The organism is Mesorhizobium sp. M0808 (genome assembly GCF_040320025.1).
Lineage (GTDB): Bacteria > Pseudomonadota > Alphaproteobacteria > Rhizobiales > Rhizobiaceae > Mesorhizobium.
Map to the genome: position 1 here is coordinate 54,426 of NZ_JAMYOX010000024.1, position 12,443 is coordinate 66,868.

13 protein-coding genes are annotated in these 12,443 nt (G+C 64.1%); 2 read left to right on the forward strand and 11 right to left on the reverse strand.

Going from position 1 to position 12,443, the window contains the following annotated elements; all coding sequences use genetic code 11:
- Positions 1-115: 115 nt before the first annotated feature.
- Entirely contained in the window at positions 116-523 is a 408-nt protein-coding gene (locus NKI25_RS23875; RefSeq protein ID WP_023677725.1) for a tautomerase family protein, read from the reverse strand.
- 114 nt (positions 524-637) lie between these two features.
- Here NKI25_RS23875 and NKI25_RS23880 point away from each other — a divergent pair, with 114 nt between their 5' ends.
- The gene (locus tag NKI25_RS23880) at positions 638-1,531 is read left to right on the forward strand and encodes a LysR substrate-binding domain-containing protein (protein WP_352999590.1); all 894 of its coding nucleotides are present in this window, start codon (positions 638-640) and stop codon (positions 1,529-1,531) included.
- 157 nt (positions 1,532-1,688) lie between these two features.
- Here the strand turns inward: NKI25_RS23880 and NKI25_RS23885 are convergent, their stop codons facing one another.
- Positions 1,689-2,597: a DMT family transporter gene (locus NKI25_RS23885; protein ID WP_502897422.1), complete on the reverse strand. Its 909-nt coding sequence runs from the start codon at positions 2,595-2,597 to the stop codon at positions 1,689-1,691.
- 321 nt (positions 2,598-2,918) lie between these two features.
- Between NKI25_RS23885 and NKI25_RS23890 the strand changes: the two genes are divergently transcribed.
- Positions 2,919-3,425, forward strand: a complete 507-nt coding sequence (locus NKI25_RS23890) for an OsmC family protein (RefSeq protein ID WP_352706682.1) — start codon at positions 2,919-2,921, stop codon at positions 3,423-3,425.
- A 151-nt stretch (positions 3,426-3,576) separates the two neighbouring features.
- Here the strand turns inward: NKI25_RS23890 and NKI25_RS23895 are convergent, their stop codons facing one another.
- The 9 genes from NKI25_RS23895 to NKI25_RS23935 form a co-directional block, all read right to left on the reverse strand.
- A complete protein-coding gene (locus NKI25_RS23895; protein ID WP_254820234.1) occupies positions 3,577-3,798 on the reverse strand; it encodes a hypothetical protein in 222 nt (73 codons plus the stop codon).
- 130 nt (positions 3,799-3,928) lie between these two features.
- The gene (locus NKI25_RS23900) at positions 3,929-4,558 is read right to left on the reverse strand and encodes a hypothetical protein (protein WP_352706684.1); all 630 of its coding nucleotides are present in this window, start codon (positions 4,556-4,558) and stop codon (positions 3,929-3,931) included.
- An 80-nt stretch (positions 4,559-4,638) separates the two neighbouring features.
- Positions 4,639-5,379, reverse strand: a complete 741-nt coding sequence (locus NKI25_RS23905) for an SDR family NAD(P)-dependent oxidoreductase (protein WP_352706687.1) — start codon at positions 5,377-5,379, stop codon at positions 4,639-4,641.
- Positions 5,380-5,453: 74 nt separating this feature from the next.
- Entirely contained in the window at positions 5,454-6,923 is a 1,470-nt protein-coding gene (gene purF / locus NKI25_RS23910) for an amidophosphoribosyltransferase (protein WP_023677717.1), read from the reverse strand.
- Positions 6,924-7,065: 142 nt separating this feature from the next.
- Entirely contained in the window at positions 7,066-7,737 is a 672-nt protein-coding gene (locus NKI25_RS23915; protein WP_023677716.1) for a CvpA family protein, read from the reverse strand.
- A 47-nt stretch (positions 7,738-7,784) separates the two neighbouring features.
- Positions 7,785-9,203 carry a DNA repair protein RadA gene (radA, locus tag NKI25_RS23920; RefSeq protein WP_352453216.1) on the reverse strand — a complete coding sequence of 473 codons (1,419 nt, stop codon included), beginning with the start codon at positions 9,201-9,203 and terminating at the stop codon, positions 7,785-7,787.
- A gap of 228 nt (positions 9,204-9,431) precedes the next feature.
- Positions 9,432-10,922, reverse strand: a complete 1,491-nt coding sequence (locus NKI25_RS23925; RefSeq protein WP_023677714.1) for a replicative DNA helicase — start codon at positions 10,920-10,922, stop codon at positions 9,432-9,434.
- Between the two features lie 206 nt (positions 10,923-11,128).
- Positions 11,129-12,097, reverse strand: a complete 969-nt coding sequence (locus NKI25_RS23930; RefSeq protein ID WP_352708512.1) for a small ribosomal subunit Rsm22 family protein — start codon at positions 12,095-12,097, stop codon at positions 11,129-11,131.
- A gap of 3 nt (positions 12,098-12,100) precedes the next feature.
- The gene (locus tag NKI25_RS23935) at positions 12,101-12,424 is read right to left on the reverse strand and encodes a YnfA family protein (RefSeq protein WP_352708513.1); all 324 of its coding nucleotides are present in this window, start codon (positions 12,422-12,424) and stop codon (positions 12,101-12,103) included.
- Positions 12,425-12,443 lie beyond the last annotated feature (19 nt).

Consider the following 12,443-nt stretch of genomic DNA (forward strand, 5'->3'; position numbering starts at 1 on the left):
CACGGCTCTTCAGTGGCCGCTTCGGGTGAGAACCTAGCCGAAGTTGGATCAACGTCAATGCGGCTCCATTTTTCCTTCTCTCCTATGTTTGATTCGGCTCGGCTGCCTATCGCAGCTACGCCGCTTTCATCCTTCCGCTGATGAAGCGGAATTCCTGCGTCTTGCCGCCAAAGCCATAGGCGGCTGCAGGCACTTCATGCACGAGGGCGTAGCTTTCCTCATGCACCTTACCCAGCAGCCGGCCGAATGCCGCGAAAATTGCCTGCAGATACGCCTCCAGTTCGAGCTTGGTGTTGGTGCCGTCGACAACCTTGATGTCGAGCCACGCCGTGTTGGTGCCATGCTCGGCCAGCGACTTGCCGCCGGCGAACCAGTGCTCGGGGTCGTGATAGGAAATGGCAACAGCTGTGATCGTCGCATCCTTGCGCAGATGCGTGGCCGTCAGTTCGGTCACTTCCTTGGCAATGGCGGCGGACAAAGCGGCATCGGGCTTGCCGGTAACGCTGACATTGATGATCGGCATATTTCTTCTCCTCGGTTTCAAGCGGCGCCTCTTCGCCGTCGAGAAAATCATGCCATCGTCCTTTGATCAAAAAAATCGAATTGTTTTTGATAAACACTTTGATAGTATCGAATTATGCAGATGTTCGATCCCGACCTCCTCAAGACTTTCCTCGCTTTCGTCGATGGCGGTTCCCTGGCGCGGGCCGGGTCGATCGTCGGTCGCTCGCCGTCCGCAGTGACCGCGCAGATGCAGCGGCTGGAGGATGTTGTCGGCGAACCGCTGCTGGTGCCGCAGGGGCGAGGGCGCGGCCTGACGTCGGCAGGCGAGGATCTGATCGTTCACGCGCGTCGCATCCTTGCCGCGCACCGCGAGGCGTGGCTGGCCCTCAAAGGCGCGCACGCCGACGGGCGCGTCGCCATCGGCACCACGCAGGATTTCGCCGACAGCGGCTTGCCGCAGCTTCTCAGGGCTTTTGCTGTCAGCCATCCGCGCGTCAGGATCGAACTGCGCGTCGGCCGTTCCGCCGAACTGGCGCAGGCTTTGCAGGCCGGCACCCTTGATCTGGCCATTGCCATGCGGCAGGTGCCGACACGGGACGAAGTCGGTGTGCTCAAGGAACCAATGATCTGGCTTTGCTCACAGAACGGGTTGGCCACCCGCCACGACGAACTGCCCTTGGCGCTGCTCGATCCCCATTGCGGGTTTCGCGAAGCGGCGACCAGTGCACTCGATGCGGCCGGCCGTCGCTACCGCATTGCTGCCGGCAGTGCCAGCCTTGCCGGCCTGCGCACGGCGGTGCACGCCGGCATCGCCTTGACGTTGAGGACGGCGCGCTTCGCTCATTCCGGCATCGTCGAGGCGCCGCGCGATCTTGATCTGCCGCCGGTGCCGGTCGCCGAATTCGCCGTCCGCTTGCGTGAGGATGCCGACCGGCCGGCGCAGGATCTGGCCGCGTTGTTCAGCGGCAACCTGGCCTTGGCCAATCGAGCCAGCAAAGAAAAAGCCGACCTTGCGGTCGGCTTCTGAGTAGGACGGGCCGAGGGGTTTGGGGGGACTTGGGGTGGCCCGTCGCAGCCATAATGCCTGAGCCCTATGATGGTTCCATGACTTTTCAAATTAATTTTCAGGACCGGATTTCTCGTGATCGGACCACCAACTCGCGCTCGGACGCGGCGAGGATTGGTCATGCATCCGCTGCGCGCTGCCTGGCCATCAGCCAGTCGCGGCCGGCGTGAGCGAACACCGCGCAAAGCACGATGGCGCCACCGACCATGCTGGCTGCCGGCGGGATCTCCGCCAGGAACAGGAAGGCAAACAGGATCGCGAATGGCACTTCAGCTGAACCCAGCAATCCGGACTCGGCCGCCGGAATAAGCCGGGTGCCCTCCGTCCACAGGATCGAAGCCAGCGCGAACGAGGCGCCGAAGGTGACTAGAAGCACAGCGTCCCTGGCCGAGACAGCCAGCGGATCGGCGACGAACCAGCCGAGCACGAACAGAAGGAATGCCGACACCGCACCCGCCCACACCACTGGCGTGTCGCGGAAGGCGCGCACCATGATCATGTAGAGCGCGCTGCCGATCGTCATCAGCAGCGCCAGCCCGTCGCCGAACAAATGGCCGGTGCCGAAGCCGGACCAGACCATGATTGCCACACCGCATAGTGACACAGCAGCGGCGGCAAGCGTCTGCAGCCGGAACGGCTCGCGGACTAACAGGAGGGCCAGCAGCGCGGTGACGAACGGGGCCGTGGCATAGATGATCGCGACATTGGCGACAAACGTGAACTTGAACGCCGAGATAAAGGCGATGCTCGCGAGCGCGCCCTCGATCGCCAGCAGCCAGCCTCGCCAGCCGAGCCGCAAGCTGTCGCGACCGCCGGAGCGCTGGCGGCGCCATAGGACATAGAGGCTGATCAGGATCGAGCCGACGAAGCCGCGCCAGCAGGTAATGGTCAGCGGGTCGGCATGGATCGATTTGGTCAGCACGCCGGTGAGGCCGAAAACGGCCGCCGATGCCGAGACCAGGATGATGCCGAGGGTACGCTCGCGGGCGCTTTCCACTGTGCATGGCATGTCCAGCGATCCCGTCATCTCACCAGCCTACGCTGCCCCTTCCTGACACCATAGTGTCAGCTTGAGGCGTCCTGCATCGAAAACAGCAGGTAGGCAGCCCCGGTGAACAGGATTCCGGCAAGAACCCGTTCGCGGGTTTCCACGATGGCGATATCGGCCATATGTCCGGCGGCCTTACGAATGTGTTGCGAGAGACGGTGTGAAGGCGTTGGATGCTCCCCGTATCGTCAGGCTATACGGGCGAAACCCTGCCAAGCGCTACGCCAGTGGAGACTTGCGTTTGGGCAGGCGGCATCGACGTTAGGCAGCGAAGCCAGGCAACTATGGGAGAGAAACGAAATGGACGCGATCGCATTGAAGGCCATGCAGGCGCCGCTGAAGGTGGCCTATCGCGACGACGCCTCGCGCGCGCTGATTACTCTCCGCGCCAAAGGCTCGATCGACGACCAATCGATCGCCTGCAAGGTCGAGACAGGCAGGGCGATCGCCATTGCCGGGCTGCATCCGGCGACCGGCGGCACCGGGCTCGAACTCTGCTCCGGCGACATGCTGCTGGAGGCACTGGTGGCTTGCGCCGGCGTCACGCTGAAGGCGGTGGCGACGGCGCTGGAATTCAAGCTTGGGGCCGCCACGGTGGAAGCCGAAGGCGACCTAGACTTTCGCGGCACGCTTGGCGTGGCAAAGGATGCGCCGGTTGGCTTCCGCGCCATCCGGCTGACATTTGGCCTCGACACCGACGAGCCGCAGGAGCGCATCGATGCGCTGCTCAAGCTGACCGAGCGCTACTGCGTCGTGTTCCAGACCATCAGCCAGAAGCCGGAGCTGGCGGTAAGCGCGCGACGCTGACGATCTCCCCCTTGAGGGGGAGATGTCGCCGAAGGCGACAGAGGGGTTGTCTCGCGTGAAGCGCCAACCGCTGCAGCAGGCCGAGCCCGATCGGACCAACCCCCTCTGGCCTGTCGGCCATCTCCCCCTCAAGGGGGGAGATCACGCTGTCCTACTGCGCCGACGGCTCCTCGGCGTCGCCCTCGTCGGCGAAGGGCGAGGCGCTCGGCACGCACTGCACCGACCAGCCGGCCGGCGTCGGTTGCTTCTGGTATTCGGTTATGGCGAAGGCGCACTGTTCGCGGGTGTCGAATGTGCTGGGCAGCACGACCATGCCGCCTTGCGGGCCGGCGATCACCAGATACCAGACTAACGCTACGCTCGGTGCCGCCATGAGTATTTCCTCGCTCTGCTTGTTTTGGGAGTCGCACGATCCTAGCAACTCCGGCCCAGCGGCGAAAGCTGGGCCAAAGCGCGGCGTTAAGCCACGGCATCACAGCCACGTGATGTCGGGTCGTTTTGGTTCAGTTCACCGCAAAACAATAGAACAGGCCGTCGCCGCCGGTGCCCTTCAGCGCTTCCTGGCTGCAGCCACCGCGTGACGCATGCGAGGAATTCCACGATTTGGCGGCTGCCGAATCATCGAGGCCGGTACGATCGTGATGACCCATCATCGCCACACCTTCTGCTCCGCTCAGCGTCCAGTCGCCGCAGGTCTGGTCGGCTATTTTCGTGCCATCCGGCTTGGAGCCGGTCAACACGTCGTGCCGGTTGGGCGTGTCGCCGCGGCCGTTGACCATTTGGCCCTTTTCGTCGAGTGCCGTCTGTTTGGTGATGGCGTTGGCATCGCTATGCAGGGAAGCGACATCATCGGCGATCTTGACGCCCTTGGCGTTGAACCACGGGCCTTTGCCGATACGGTCGCGTGCATCGGTATCGCTGGTCGAGAGATAGGCGCGCCATGTCTTGCCGGTAACGCCCGCGGCTTCGGCCAGTGAACTACAATGGGCGTCGGCGCCGGCGAGATCGCCGAGATCGGCGCCTTTGCCGGAGCCGACGCTGGTGACGAAAAAGCTCATCGTTGCCTCCTGCGACGACGCGGCGCCGATCACTGCAAACAGCGCGGTGGCAGTCAAGAGAAGCAGTCTCCGCATATGGTCCTCCGTTTCTCGAATTGTGGCACCCGAACAACGTTGGTGCCGGCGCAATTCTTCCGGCAAAATGCGATGTGTGGCTACTCCGGCTGCCGGTAGGCGACAAAGCGATTGTGCTTGGCCTGGAAGATCAGCCCGGTCTCCTTGAGCGTAGGGCTGGCCAGCGGCACGATTCGCTTGGCGATCTCCGAAGGGTGCGGCAGTGTTTCAGGATCCTCGCCGGGTACGGCCTGCGCCCGCATCGCGGTGCGCGTTGCCCCGGGATCGGCGGCATTGACCCTGAGCGGCAGGTTTTCGGTCTCATGCGCCCATGAACGCGTCATGGCCTCGACCGCCGCCTTCGACGCCGCATAAGGCGCCCAGAAGGCGCGTGCGGAGTGGGCAAGGCTGGAGCTCAGCACGATAGCACGGCCGGCATCGGAAAGCCTGAGCAGCGGGTCGACCGAGCGGATCAGCCGCCATGTTGCGGTGACGTTGATGGTCATCACCTTCTCGAAGGTCTTGGCCTCGACATGGCCGATCGGGGCGATGACGCCGAGCACAGCGGCGTTGGCGACCAGTATGTCGAGCTTGCCCCAGCGCTCGTGGATGGCGCCGCCCAGCCGGTCGATCCCCGCCATGTCGGCAAGATCGAGCGGTACCAGCGTCGCCTGTCCGCCACCCGCCTTGATCTGGTCGTCGAGCTCCTCCAATCCGCCGACGGTGCGGGCAACCGCAATCACATGCGCACCAGCGGCGGCAAGTTCCAGGGCGATGAAGTAGCCGATGCCGCGCGAGGCACCGGTGACGACCGCAACGCGGCCGGAGAGGTCAAGGCTCATACGATGGATTCCGACAGGCAAGGTGAAACCGCCGTGAGGGGCTAAGGGGAGGGAGACAAACGGACCGGCAAGGCCTACGACCCGCCGGCCGCTAACAGCGACAGCGTGCGCACATTGTCGGAGCCCTCGAAGTCGGCAAGCCGGGTCGGATACTGGCCGGTGAAGCAGGCGTCGCAGAATTGCGGCTGCTCGTTGTCGCGGCCGGCCTCGCCGACGGCGCGGTAGAGCCCGTCGATCGACAGGAAGCCGAGCGAATCGACGCGGATGAACTCGGCCATCTCCTCCACCGACATGCGCGACGCCAGCAGCTTCGACTTTTCCGGTGTGTCGACGCCGTAAAAGCAGGAGGCGCGCGTCGGCGGCGAAGCGATGCGCATATGCACTTCCTTGGCGCCGGCATCGCGCACCATCTGGACGATCTTCTGGCTGGTGGTGCCGCGCACGATCGAATCGTCCACCAGCACCACGCGCTTGCCTTCGATCATGCGGCGGTTGGCGTTGTGCTTGAGCTTGACACCCATGTGGCGGATCGAATCGCCGGGCTGGATGAAGGTGCGGCCAACATAGTGATTGCGGATGATGCCGAGCTCGAACGGAATGCCCGCGGCCTGCGAAAAGCCGATCGCCGCCGGCGTGCCCGAATCCGGCACCGGCACGACGATGTCGGCCTCGACCGGACTTTCCTGCGCCAGCTCGGCGCCGATGCGCTTGCGCACTTCATAGACGTTGCGGCCTTCGACCGACGAATCCGGCCGCGCGAAATAGACATATTCGAAGATGCAGAAGCGGGTCTTCTGCGGCTCGAACGGGAACAGGCTTTCGATGCCCTTGCTGGTGACGACGACCATTTCGCCGGGCTTCAGGTCGCGCACGAAACGCGCACCGATAATATCGAGCGCGCAGGTCTCGGAGGCGAGAATCCAGGCGCCGTCGAGATCGCCGAGCACCAGCGGGCGGATGCCGAGCGGGTCGCGGCACCCGATCATCTTCTTGGACGTCATCGCCACCAGCGAGAAGGCGCCTTCGACTTGGCGCACCGCATCGATGAAGCGCGAATTCAGGTCGCGCTCCTTGCTGGTGGCAACCAGGTGCAGGAGCGTTTCGGTGTCGGAGGTGGAAGAGAAGATGGCGCCTTGCTTCTGCAGGGCGCGCTGAACGGTCATGGCGTTGGTGAGATTGCCGTTATGGGCGACGGCAAAGCCGCCATCGGCAAGTTCGGCGAAGAAAGGCTGGATATTGCGCAGACCGGCGCCGCCGGTGGTGGCATAGCGTGTGTGGCCGATGGCACGGTTGCCTTGCAGGCTATCGATGACACGCTGCTTGGTAAAGGTGTCGCCGATCAGGCCGACATGGCGTTCGACATGGAATTGGGTGCCGTCATAGGAAACGATGCCGGCCGCTTCCTGGCCTCGATGCTGCAACGCATGCAGACCGAGCGTTACGATGGCTGCGGCGTCCTGCCGGCCGAAAATGCCGAACACGCCGCATTCGTCGTGGAAATGGTCGTCGGCTTCGGCGGAAAGCACGTCGTCTGCGTCTGCCACTGAGGCTGCCATTGGGGCTCAAGCTCCGCTAAAGTCGCCATATAAGGTCATAGCGCATCGAAAGCAACGCACGTCGTGCGGCGTTCACATGATCGACAGTCTTGAGCCTCGCCAAGTCTGCAGATTGGCAAGTCTGTCGAAATCAGTTTGCCGGCGCCGGGTTTGCAGGTGCCGGCGTCGCGGGCGCATTGTCGGCCGGCGGCGCATCGCTGTCGTCGGGTGCCGGAGCAGTGGCGTCGTCGCCGGCGGCAGGGGCTTCCGCAGCAGGCGCGTCGGGGGCCAGAGGCGTCTCGGTGGCCGGCTGATTCGGATTGAGCTTGTTGAGGATGGCGTTTTCCGGATCCTCGGGCAGCAGGCTTTCGAGCTTGGCGCCGATCGATTCGAGCAATGGCTTTGACTTGGCGTTGGCAATCCAGCCTGGAGCCTTGGCGCCGGCCAGCCAATTGAAGAAAAGCAGCGCGACAGCGACGACCAGGATGCCGCGCGCCGCGCCATAGAGGAAGCCAAGTGTACGATCGAGCGCGCCGATCCTGGAATCGATGATCCAGTCGGCGAGCTTCATGGTGATGACCGAAACGACGATCAGCGCGACAATGAAGACGATACCGGCGGCCGCCGCCATGGCGGCCTTTTCGTTGTCGACATAGGGCTGAATGTAAGGCAGCACCGGCTTGTAGAAGAAGAAGGCGGCGGCCGCGGCGGCTGCCCAGGAGATGATCGACAGGATCTCGCGAGAAAAGCCGCGAACCATAGCGAGCATCGCCGAGACCAGGGTGAAGCCGACGAGAATTCCGTCAAGCAGCGTAATCGGCATGTTTTTCGCCCCACTCCGATCTCTTTTTCACGGCCCGACGAGCCGCATCACTCTTGCTCGTCGGCGCGGCTGCGCCGAGAGCCGGCTATGCGCGCCACGAGATCGGCAAGCTCGGTGGGCTGGAAAGCGCCGGCTCCGATCCCCCCGACCCCATTACCACCAACAAGTTCCTCGCTGCCCAAGGGCAGAACCGCGCGTCCGAAACCCAGCTTTTCGGCTTCCTTGAGGCGCTGCTGCGCATGCGCAACCGGCCTCACCGCACCCGAAAGGCTGATTTCGCCGAAATAGACGCAATCGGCGGGAAGGGCAAGACCGGTGAGCGAGGAAACCAGTGCCGCCGCCACTGCCAGGTCGGCCGCCGGCTCCGAAATGCGGTAGCCGCCGGCAACGTTGAGATAGACGTCGTGCGTGCCGAAGCGGACGCCGCAATGGGCTTCCAGAACCGCCAGGATCATCGACAGCCGGGCACCGTCCCAGCCGACGACGGCGCGGCGCGGTGTGCCCAGTGTCGATGGCGCCACCAGCGCCTGGATCTCGACCAGCACCGGCCGTGTGCCTTCCATGCCGGCGAAAACCGCGGCACCCGGCGACTTCGCATGGCGCTCACCGAGGAAAAGCTCGGACGGGTTGGCGACTTCCCGCAAGCCCTTGTCCGACATTTCGAAGACGCCGATCTCGTCCGTTGGCCCGAAGCGGTTCTTGACGGTGCGCAGGATGCGGTAGTGGTGGCCGCCTTCGCCCTCGAAATAGAGCACCGCGTCGACCATGTGCTCGACGACGCGTGGGCCGGCGATCTGGCCCTCCTTGGTGACATGGCCGACCAGAACGATCGCCGCCCCTGTGGATTTTGCATAGCGGATCATCGCCTGGGCGGCGGCACGCACCTGGGTCACCGTGCCGGGTGCCGAATCCGCCATGTCGGTCCATAGCGTCTGGATCGAATCGAGAATGACCAGGTCCGGCCGCTTGCCATCGGCGATGGTGGCGAGGATGTCCTCGACATTGGTCTCGGCGGCGAGCTCGACCGGGGTGTCGGCGACGCCGAGCCGCTGGGCGCGCAGCCTGATCTGCGCGACCGCCTCTTCGCCCGAGACATAGACGATGCGGTGGCCCTTTGCTGCCAGTGCGGCGGCGGCCTGGGTGAGCAGCGTCGACTTGCCGATGCCGGGATCGCCGCCGACCAGCAGCGCCGAGCCGCGCACGAAGCCGCCGCCGGTGGCGCGGTCGAGTTCGCCGATGCCGGAGACGATGCGCGGCGCGTCCTCGATGTCGCCGGAGAGGCTGGTCAGCACCACCGCACGACCCTTGCGGGCGTTGCGCGTATTGGCCGGGCCGGAGCCGATACCGCCTGACGTACCTTCCTCGACCAGCGTGTTCCACTCGCCGCAGGCATCGCATTTGCCAGCCCAGCGCTGATGCACCGATCCGCAATTCTGACAGATGAACTGGATACGGGATTTGGCCATCAGGCGCGGCCTGCGGCAATTGAAAGACAGGTCGGCGGGACAGCGCCCCCCTCTGTCCTGCCGGACATCTCCCCCTCAAGGGGGGAGATTGGCAGCTCCGATATTGGCGTATATCTAGCAGCATTGACGATTGCCGAAAGCCGAAATGACATCCGATCTTCCCCCTTGAGGGGGAGATGTCCGGCAGGACAGAGGGGGGTGCGAAGGAATGAGACCTGTATCAAGAGGTCACTCGAACCGATCCGGCAAATGATGCTCTTCCGCAAGGTCCGAGAAGCGGGTGAACTCGCCCTGGAAGGCGAGGCTGACCGATCCCGTTGGGCCGTGGCGCTGTTTGGCGACGATGACCTCGGCCTTGCCGCGCATCTCGTTCATCTCGTGTTCCCATTTGATGTATTCGTCGGTGCCCGGCTTCGGCTCGCGGTTCTTCAGATAATATTCCTCGCGGTAGACGAACAGCACCACGTCGGCGTCCTGCTCGATGGAGCCCGATTCGCGCAGATCCGAAAGCTGCGGGCGCTTGTCGTCGCGGCTCTCGACCTGGCGCGACAGCTGCGACAGCGCGATGATCGGCACCGCCAGCTCCTTGGCTAGTGCCTTGAGGCCGGTGGTGATCTCGGTGATTTCCTGGACGCGGTTTTGCGAGGATTTCGCGCTCGATCCCTGCATCAGCTGGATATAGTCGATAACGATGACATCGAGGCCGCGCTGGCGCTTCAGGCGACGCGCGCGGGCCGACAGCTGAGCGATGGAAATGCCGCCGGTCTGGTCGATGAACAGCGGGATTTTCTGCATTGTCTGCGAGCAGGCGACCAGCTTTTCGAAATCCATCTCGCTGATCTCGCCGCGCCGGATTTTCGACGATGGGATTTCCGTCTGTTCGGAAATAATGCGCGTGGCCAGCTGTTCGGATGACATTTCGAGCGAAAAGAAGCCGACGACGCCGCCATTGGCCGCCTTGAACGAGCCGTCCGCCTGCTGCGCCGGGACATAGGCCTCGGCGATGTTGAAGGCGATATTGGTGGCGAGCGAGGTCTTGCCCATGCCGGGGCGGCCGGCAATGATGATCAGGTCGGACGACTGCAGGCCGCCCATGCGGCGGTCGAGATCGCGCAAGCCGGTAGCAACGCCCGACAAATGCCCGTCGCGCATATAAGCCGCATTGGCCATGTCGACGGCGGTCTTGACGGCATCAGTGAAGCTCTCGAAGCCGCCATCGTAGCGGCCGGTCTCGGCCAATTCGAACAGGCGCCGCTCGGCATCCTCGATCTGGTCGGAGGGCGACATGTCGACCGGCGCGTCATAGGCGATGTTGACCATGTCCTCGCCGACAGTGATTAGCGCGCGCCGCGTCGCCAGATCGTAGATGGCGCGGCCATAGTCGGTGGCGTTGACGACGGTGACGGCCTCGACCGCCAACCGCACGACATATTGCGCCACCGTCATGTCGCCGACCTTCTCGTCGGCCGGCAGGAAGGTCTTCAGCGTGATTGGCGTCGCGATCTTGCCCATGCGGATCAGCTCGGCCGCGACCTCGAAGATCTTTCTATGCAGCGGCTCGTAGAAATGGCCGGGCTTCAGGAAGTCGGAGACGCGGTAGAAGGCATCGTTGTTGACCAGTATGGCGCCGAGCAGCGCCTGCTCGGCCTCGATGTTGTTCGGCGCCTCGCGATAGAGCGGTGTTTCCGCCACGCCGAATTTTCGTGCTGCCTCTGCCATGATGTCCCCGGTCCTGATCCCCGTCTCTCGATATCAGAACGAGACAAGTCGGTGATGACTTATCTGCATCAGTCCCCAACCAACCAACTTTGATGCCCGCGATTCACAGCCAGGATCTTTCGGTGGAAAGAATCTCGATTGACTCGAATCAAGATGGCGAGCCTAGCCGTTCTCAGGCGAGAACAAAACAGGAAAATAGCTGCCGGTCATTCCGGCAAGGCATCACCCCAGTCCAGTCGCCGCGCGGCCTTGAACGTCTCGCCGTCGCGCTTGGTGAACAGTCGCTCGGCAGCACTCCCATCCTGTTGGCAAAGCTTCAGCAAGACCTTGCCGGAGCCCGATTTCGGCGGTGCGATCACCCGCGCCCGGGACGGAGCGGCCGGATGGCGGGATGCGGCGACAAAGATGAATTTCTCGTCCTCCCACGGCACCTCGGCATCCTTGGCCAGCCGGTGCAGGCGCGAGCGGGCGACGCGACGGGCGAAATGGCACCAGTCGGGGGCGACGAGCGGGCAAGGCGCCTCATGCGGACATGGCGCGAGCACATGCGCATCCGCCTCGATCAGCTGCCGGCGCACGGCAAGGATGCGCTGCCAGCCGGCCGGCGTGCCTGGCTCTACGACCAGCAGCGTGTCGGCGGTCAGCTGCCAGAGCCGGTCGACGAGTTTTGCCAGCGATGCCGGCGGGATCTCGTCCAGCACATAGGCTGAGGTCACCAGCTCGGCCGGCTCCAGCTCGGCTAGGTCGATAGTGACATCGCCGGTCCGCCAGGCGGTCCTGGCAGTGACCGCCTCGGCGGCAAGCGCCTCGCCGACGCGTCGCACCGCGGCACCGGCCTCGAGCAGCACCGCCTGTTCGAGATCGGGCCAGAGATCGATTGTGGCCCAAAGCACCGTACCAGGGCCGGCGCCGACATCGAGCAGGGTTTTTGGGAAAAAATCCGGCCGTGCCTCGCTGACCGCATCGAGGCTGGCGCGGATGGCGGCATAGGTCGCCGGCAGCCGCGTTGCCAGATAGGCCTTCACCGCCATGTCTTCGGCCATGTGCAGGCGACCGTCGCGCAACTCTGCGCGGTAGCGGTCCGACAGCGTCTTTGCCGCTTGCTTAAGCATCGGCAACGGCACCTGTTCGAGAAGGCGGTCGACGCCTTGTCTAAGCGGGACGGGCAGTTCCATCGCTTACGCCGCCCGAGGTGCGAGCACGATGACCGAGGCGCCAACGATGCAGATCGCGGCACCGGCAAGATCCCAGCGGTCGGGGTGCACGCCTTCCGCCAGCCACAACCAGGCCAGCGAGGCGGCAATGTAGATGCCGCCATAGGCGGCATAGGCACGACCGGCCGCACTGGCGTCGACCAGCGCCAGCAGCCACGCAAATAGCACCAGCGAGACGAGACCGGGCGCCAACCACAGCGGCGACTTGTCCAGCCGCCACCACGCCCAGAACGAAAAGCAGCCGGCGATCTCGGCAAGTGCGGCGGCGACGTAGAGGAGGTAGGTCATGAAAAAAGGTCCCGCGTTG

Excerpts from the sequence above, each read along its gene's own strand:
- NKI25_RS23875 (WP_023677725.1), bottom strand. The coding sequence starts at position 523 with ATGCCGATCATCAATGTCAGCGTTACCGGCAAGCCCGATGCCGCTTTG.
- NKI25_RS23880 (WP_352999590.1), top strand. The coding sequence starts at position 638 with ATGCAGATGTTCGATCCCGACCTCCTCAAGACTTTCCTCGCTTTCGTC.
- NKI25_RS23885 (WP_502897422.1), bottom strand. The coding sequence starts at position 2,597 with ATGACGGGATCGCTGGACATGCCATGCACAGTGGAAAGCGCCCGCGAG.
- NKI25_RS23890 (WP_352706682.1), top strand. The coding sequence starts at position 2,919 with ATGGACGCGATCGCATTGAAGGCCATGCAGGCGCCGCTGAAGGTGGCC.
- NKI25_RS23895 (WP_254820234.1), bottom strand. The coding sequence starts at position 3,798 with ATGGCGGCACCGAGCGTAGCGTTAGTCTGGTATCTGGTGATCGCCGGC.
- NKI25_RS23900 (WP_352706684.1), bottom strand. The coding sequence starts at position 4,558 with ATGCGGAGACTGCTTCTCTTGACTGCCACCGCGCTGTTTGCAGTGATC.
- NKI25_RS23905 (WP_352706687.1), bottom strand. The coding sequence starts at position 5,379 with ATGAGCCTTGACCTCTCCGGCCGCGTTGCGGTCGTCACCGGTGCCTCG.
- NKI25_RS23915 (WP_023677716.1), bottom strand. The coding sequence starts at position 7,737 with ATGCCGATTACGCTGCTTGACGGAATTCTCGTCGGCTTCACCCTGGTC.
- radA (WP_352453216.1), bottom strand. The coding sequence starts at position 9,203 with ATGGCCAAATCCCGTATCCAGTTCATCTGTCAGAATTGCGGATCGGTG.
- NKI25_RS23925 (WP_023677714.1), bottom strand. The coding sequence starts at position 10,922 with ATGGCAGAGGCAGCACGAAAATTCGGCGTGGCGGAAACACCGCTCTAT.
- NKI25_RS23930 (WP_352708512.1), bottom strand. The coding sequence starts at position 12,097 with ATGGAACTGCCCGTCCCGCTTAGACAAGGCGTCGACCGCCTTCTCGAA.
- NKI25_RS23935 (WP_352708513.1), bottom strand. The coding sequence starts at position 12,424 with ATGACCTACCTCCTCTACGTCGCCGCCGCACTTGCCGAGATCGCCGGC.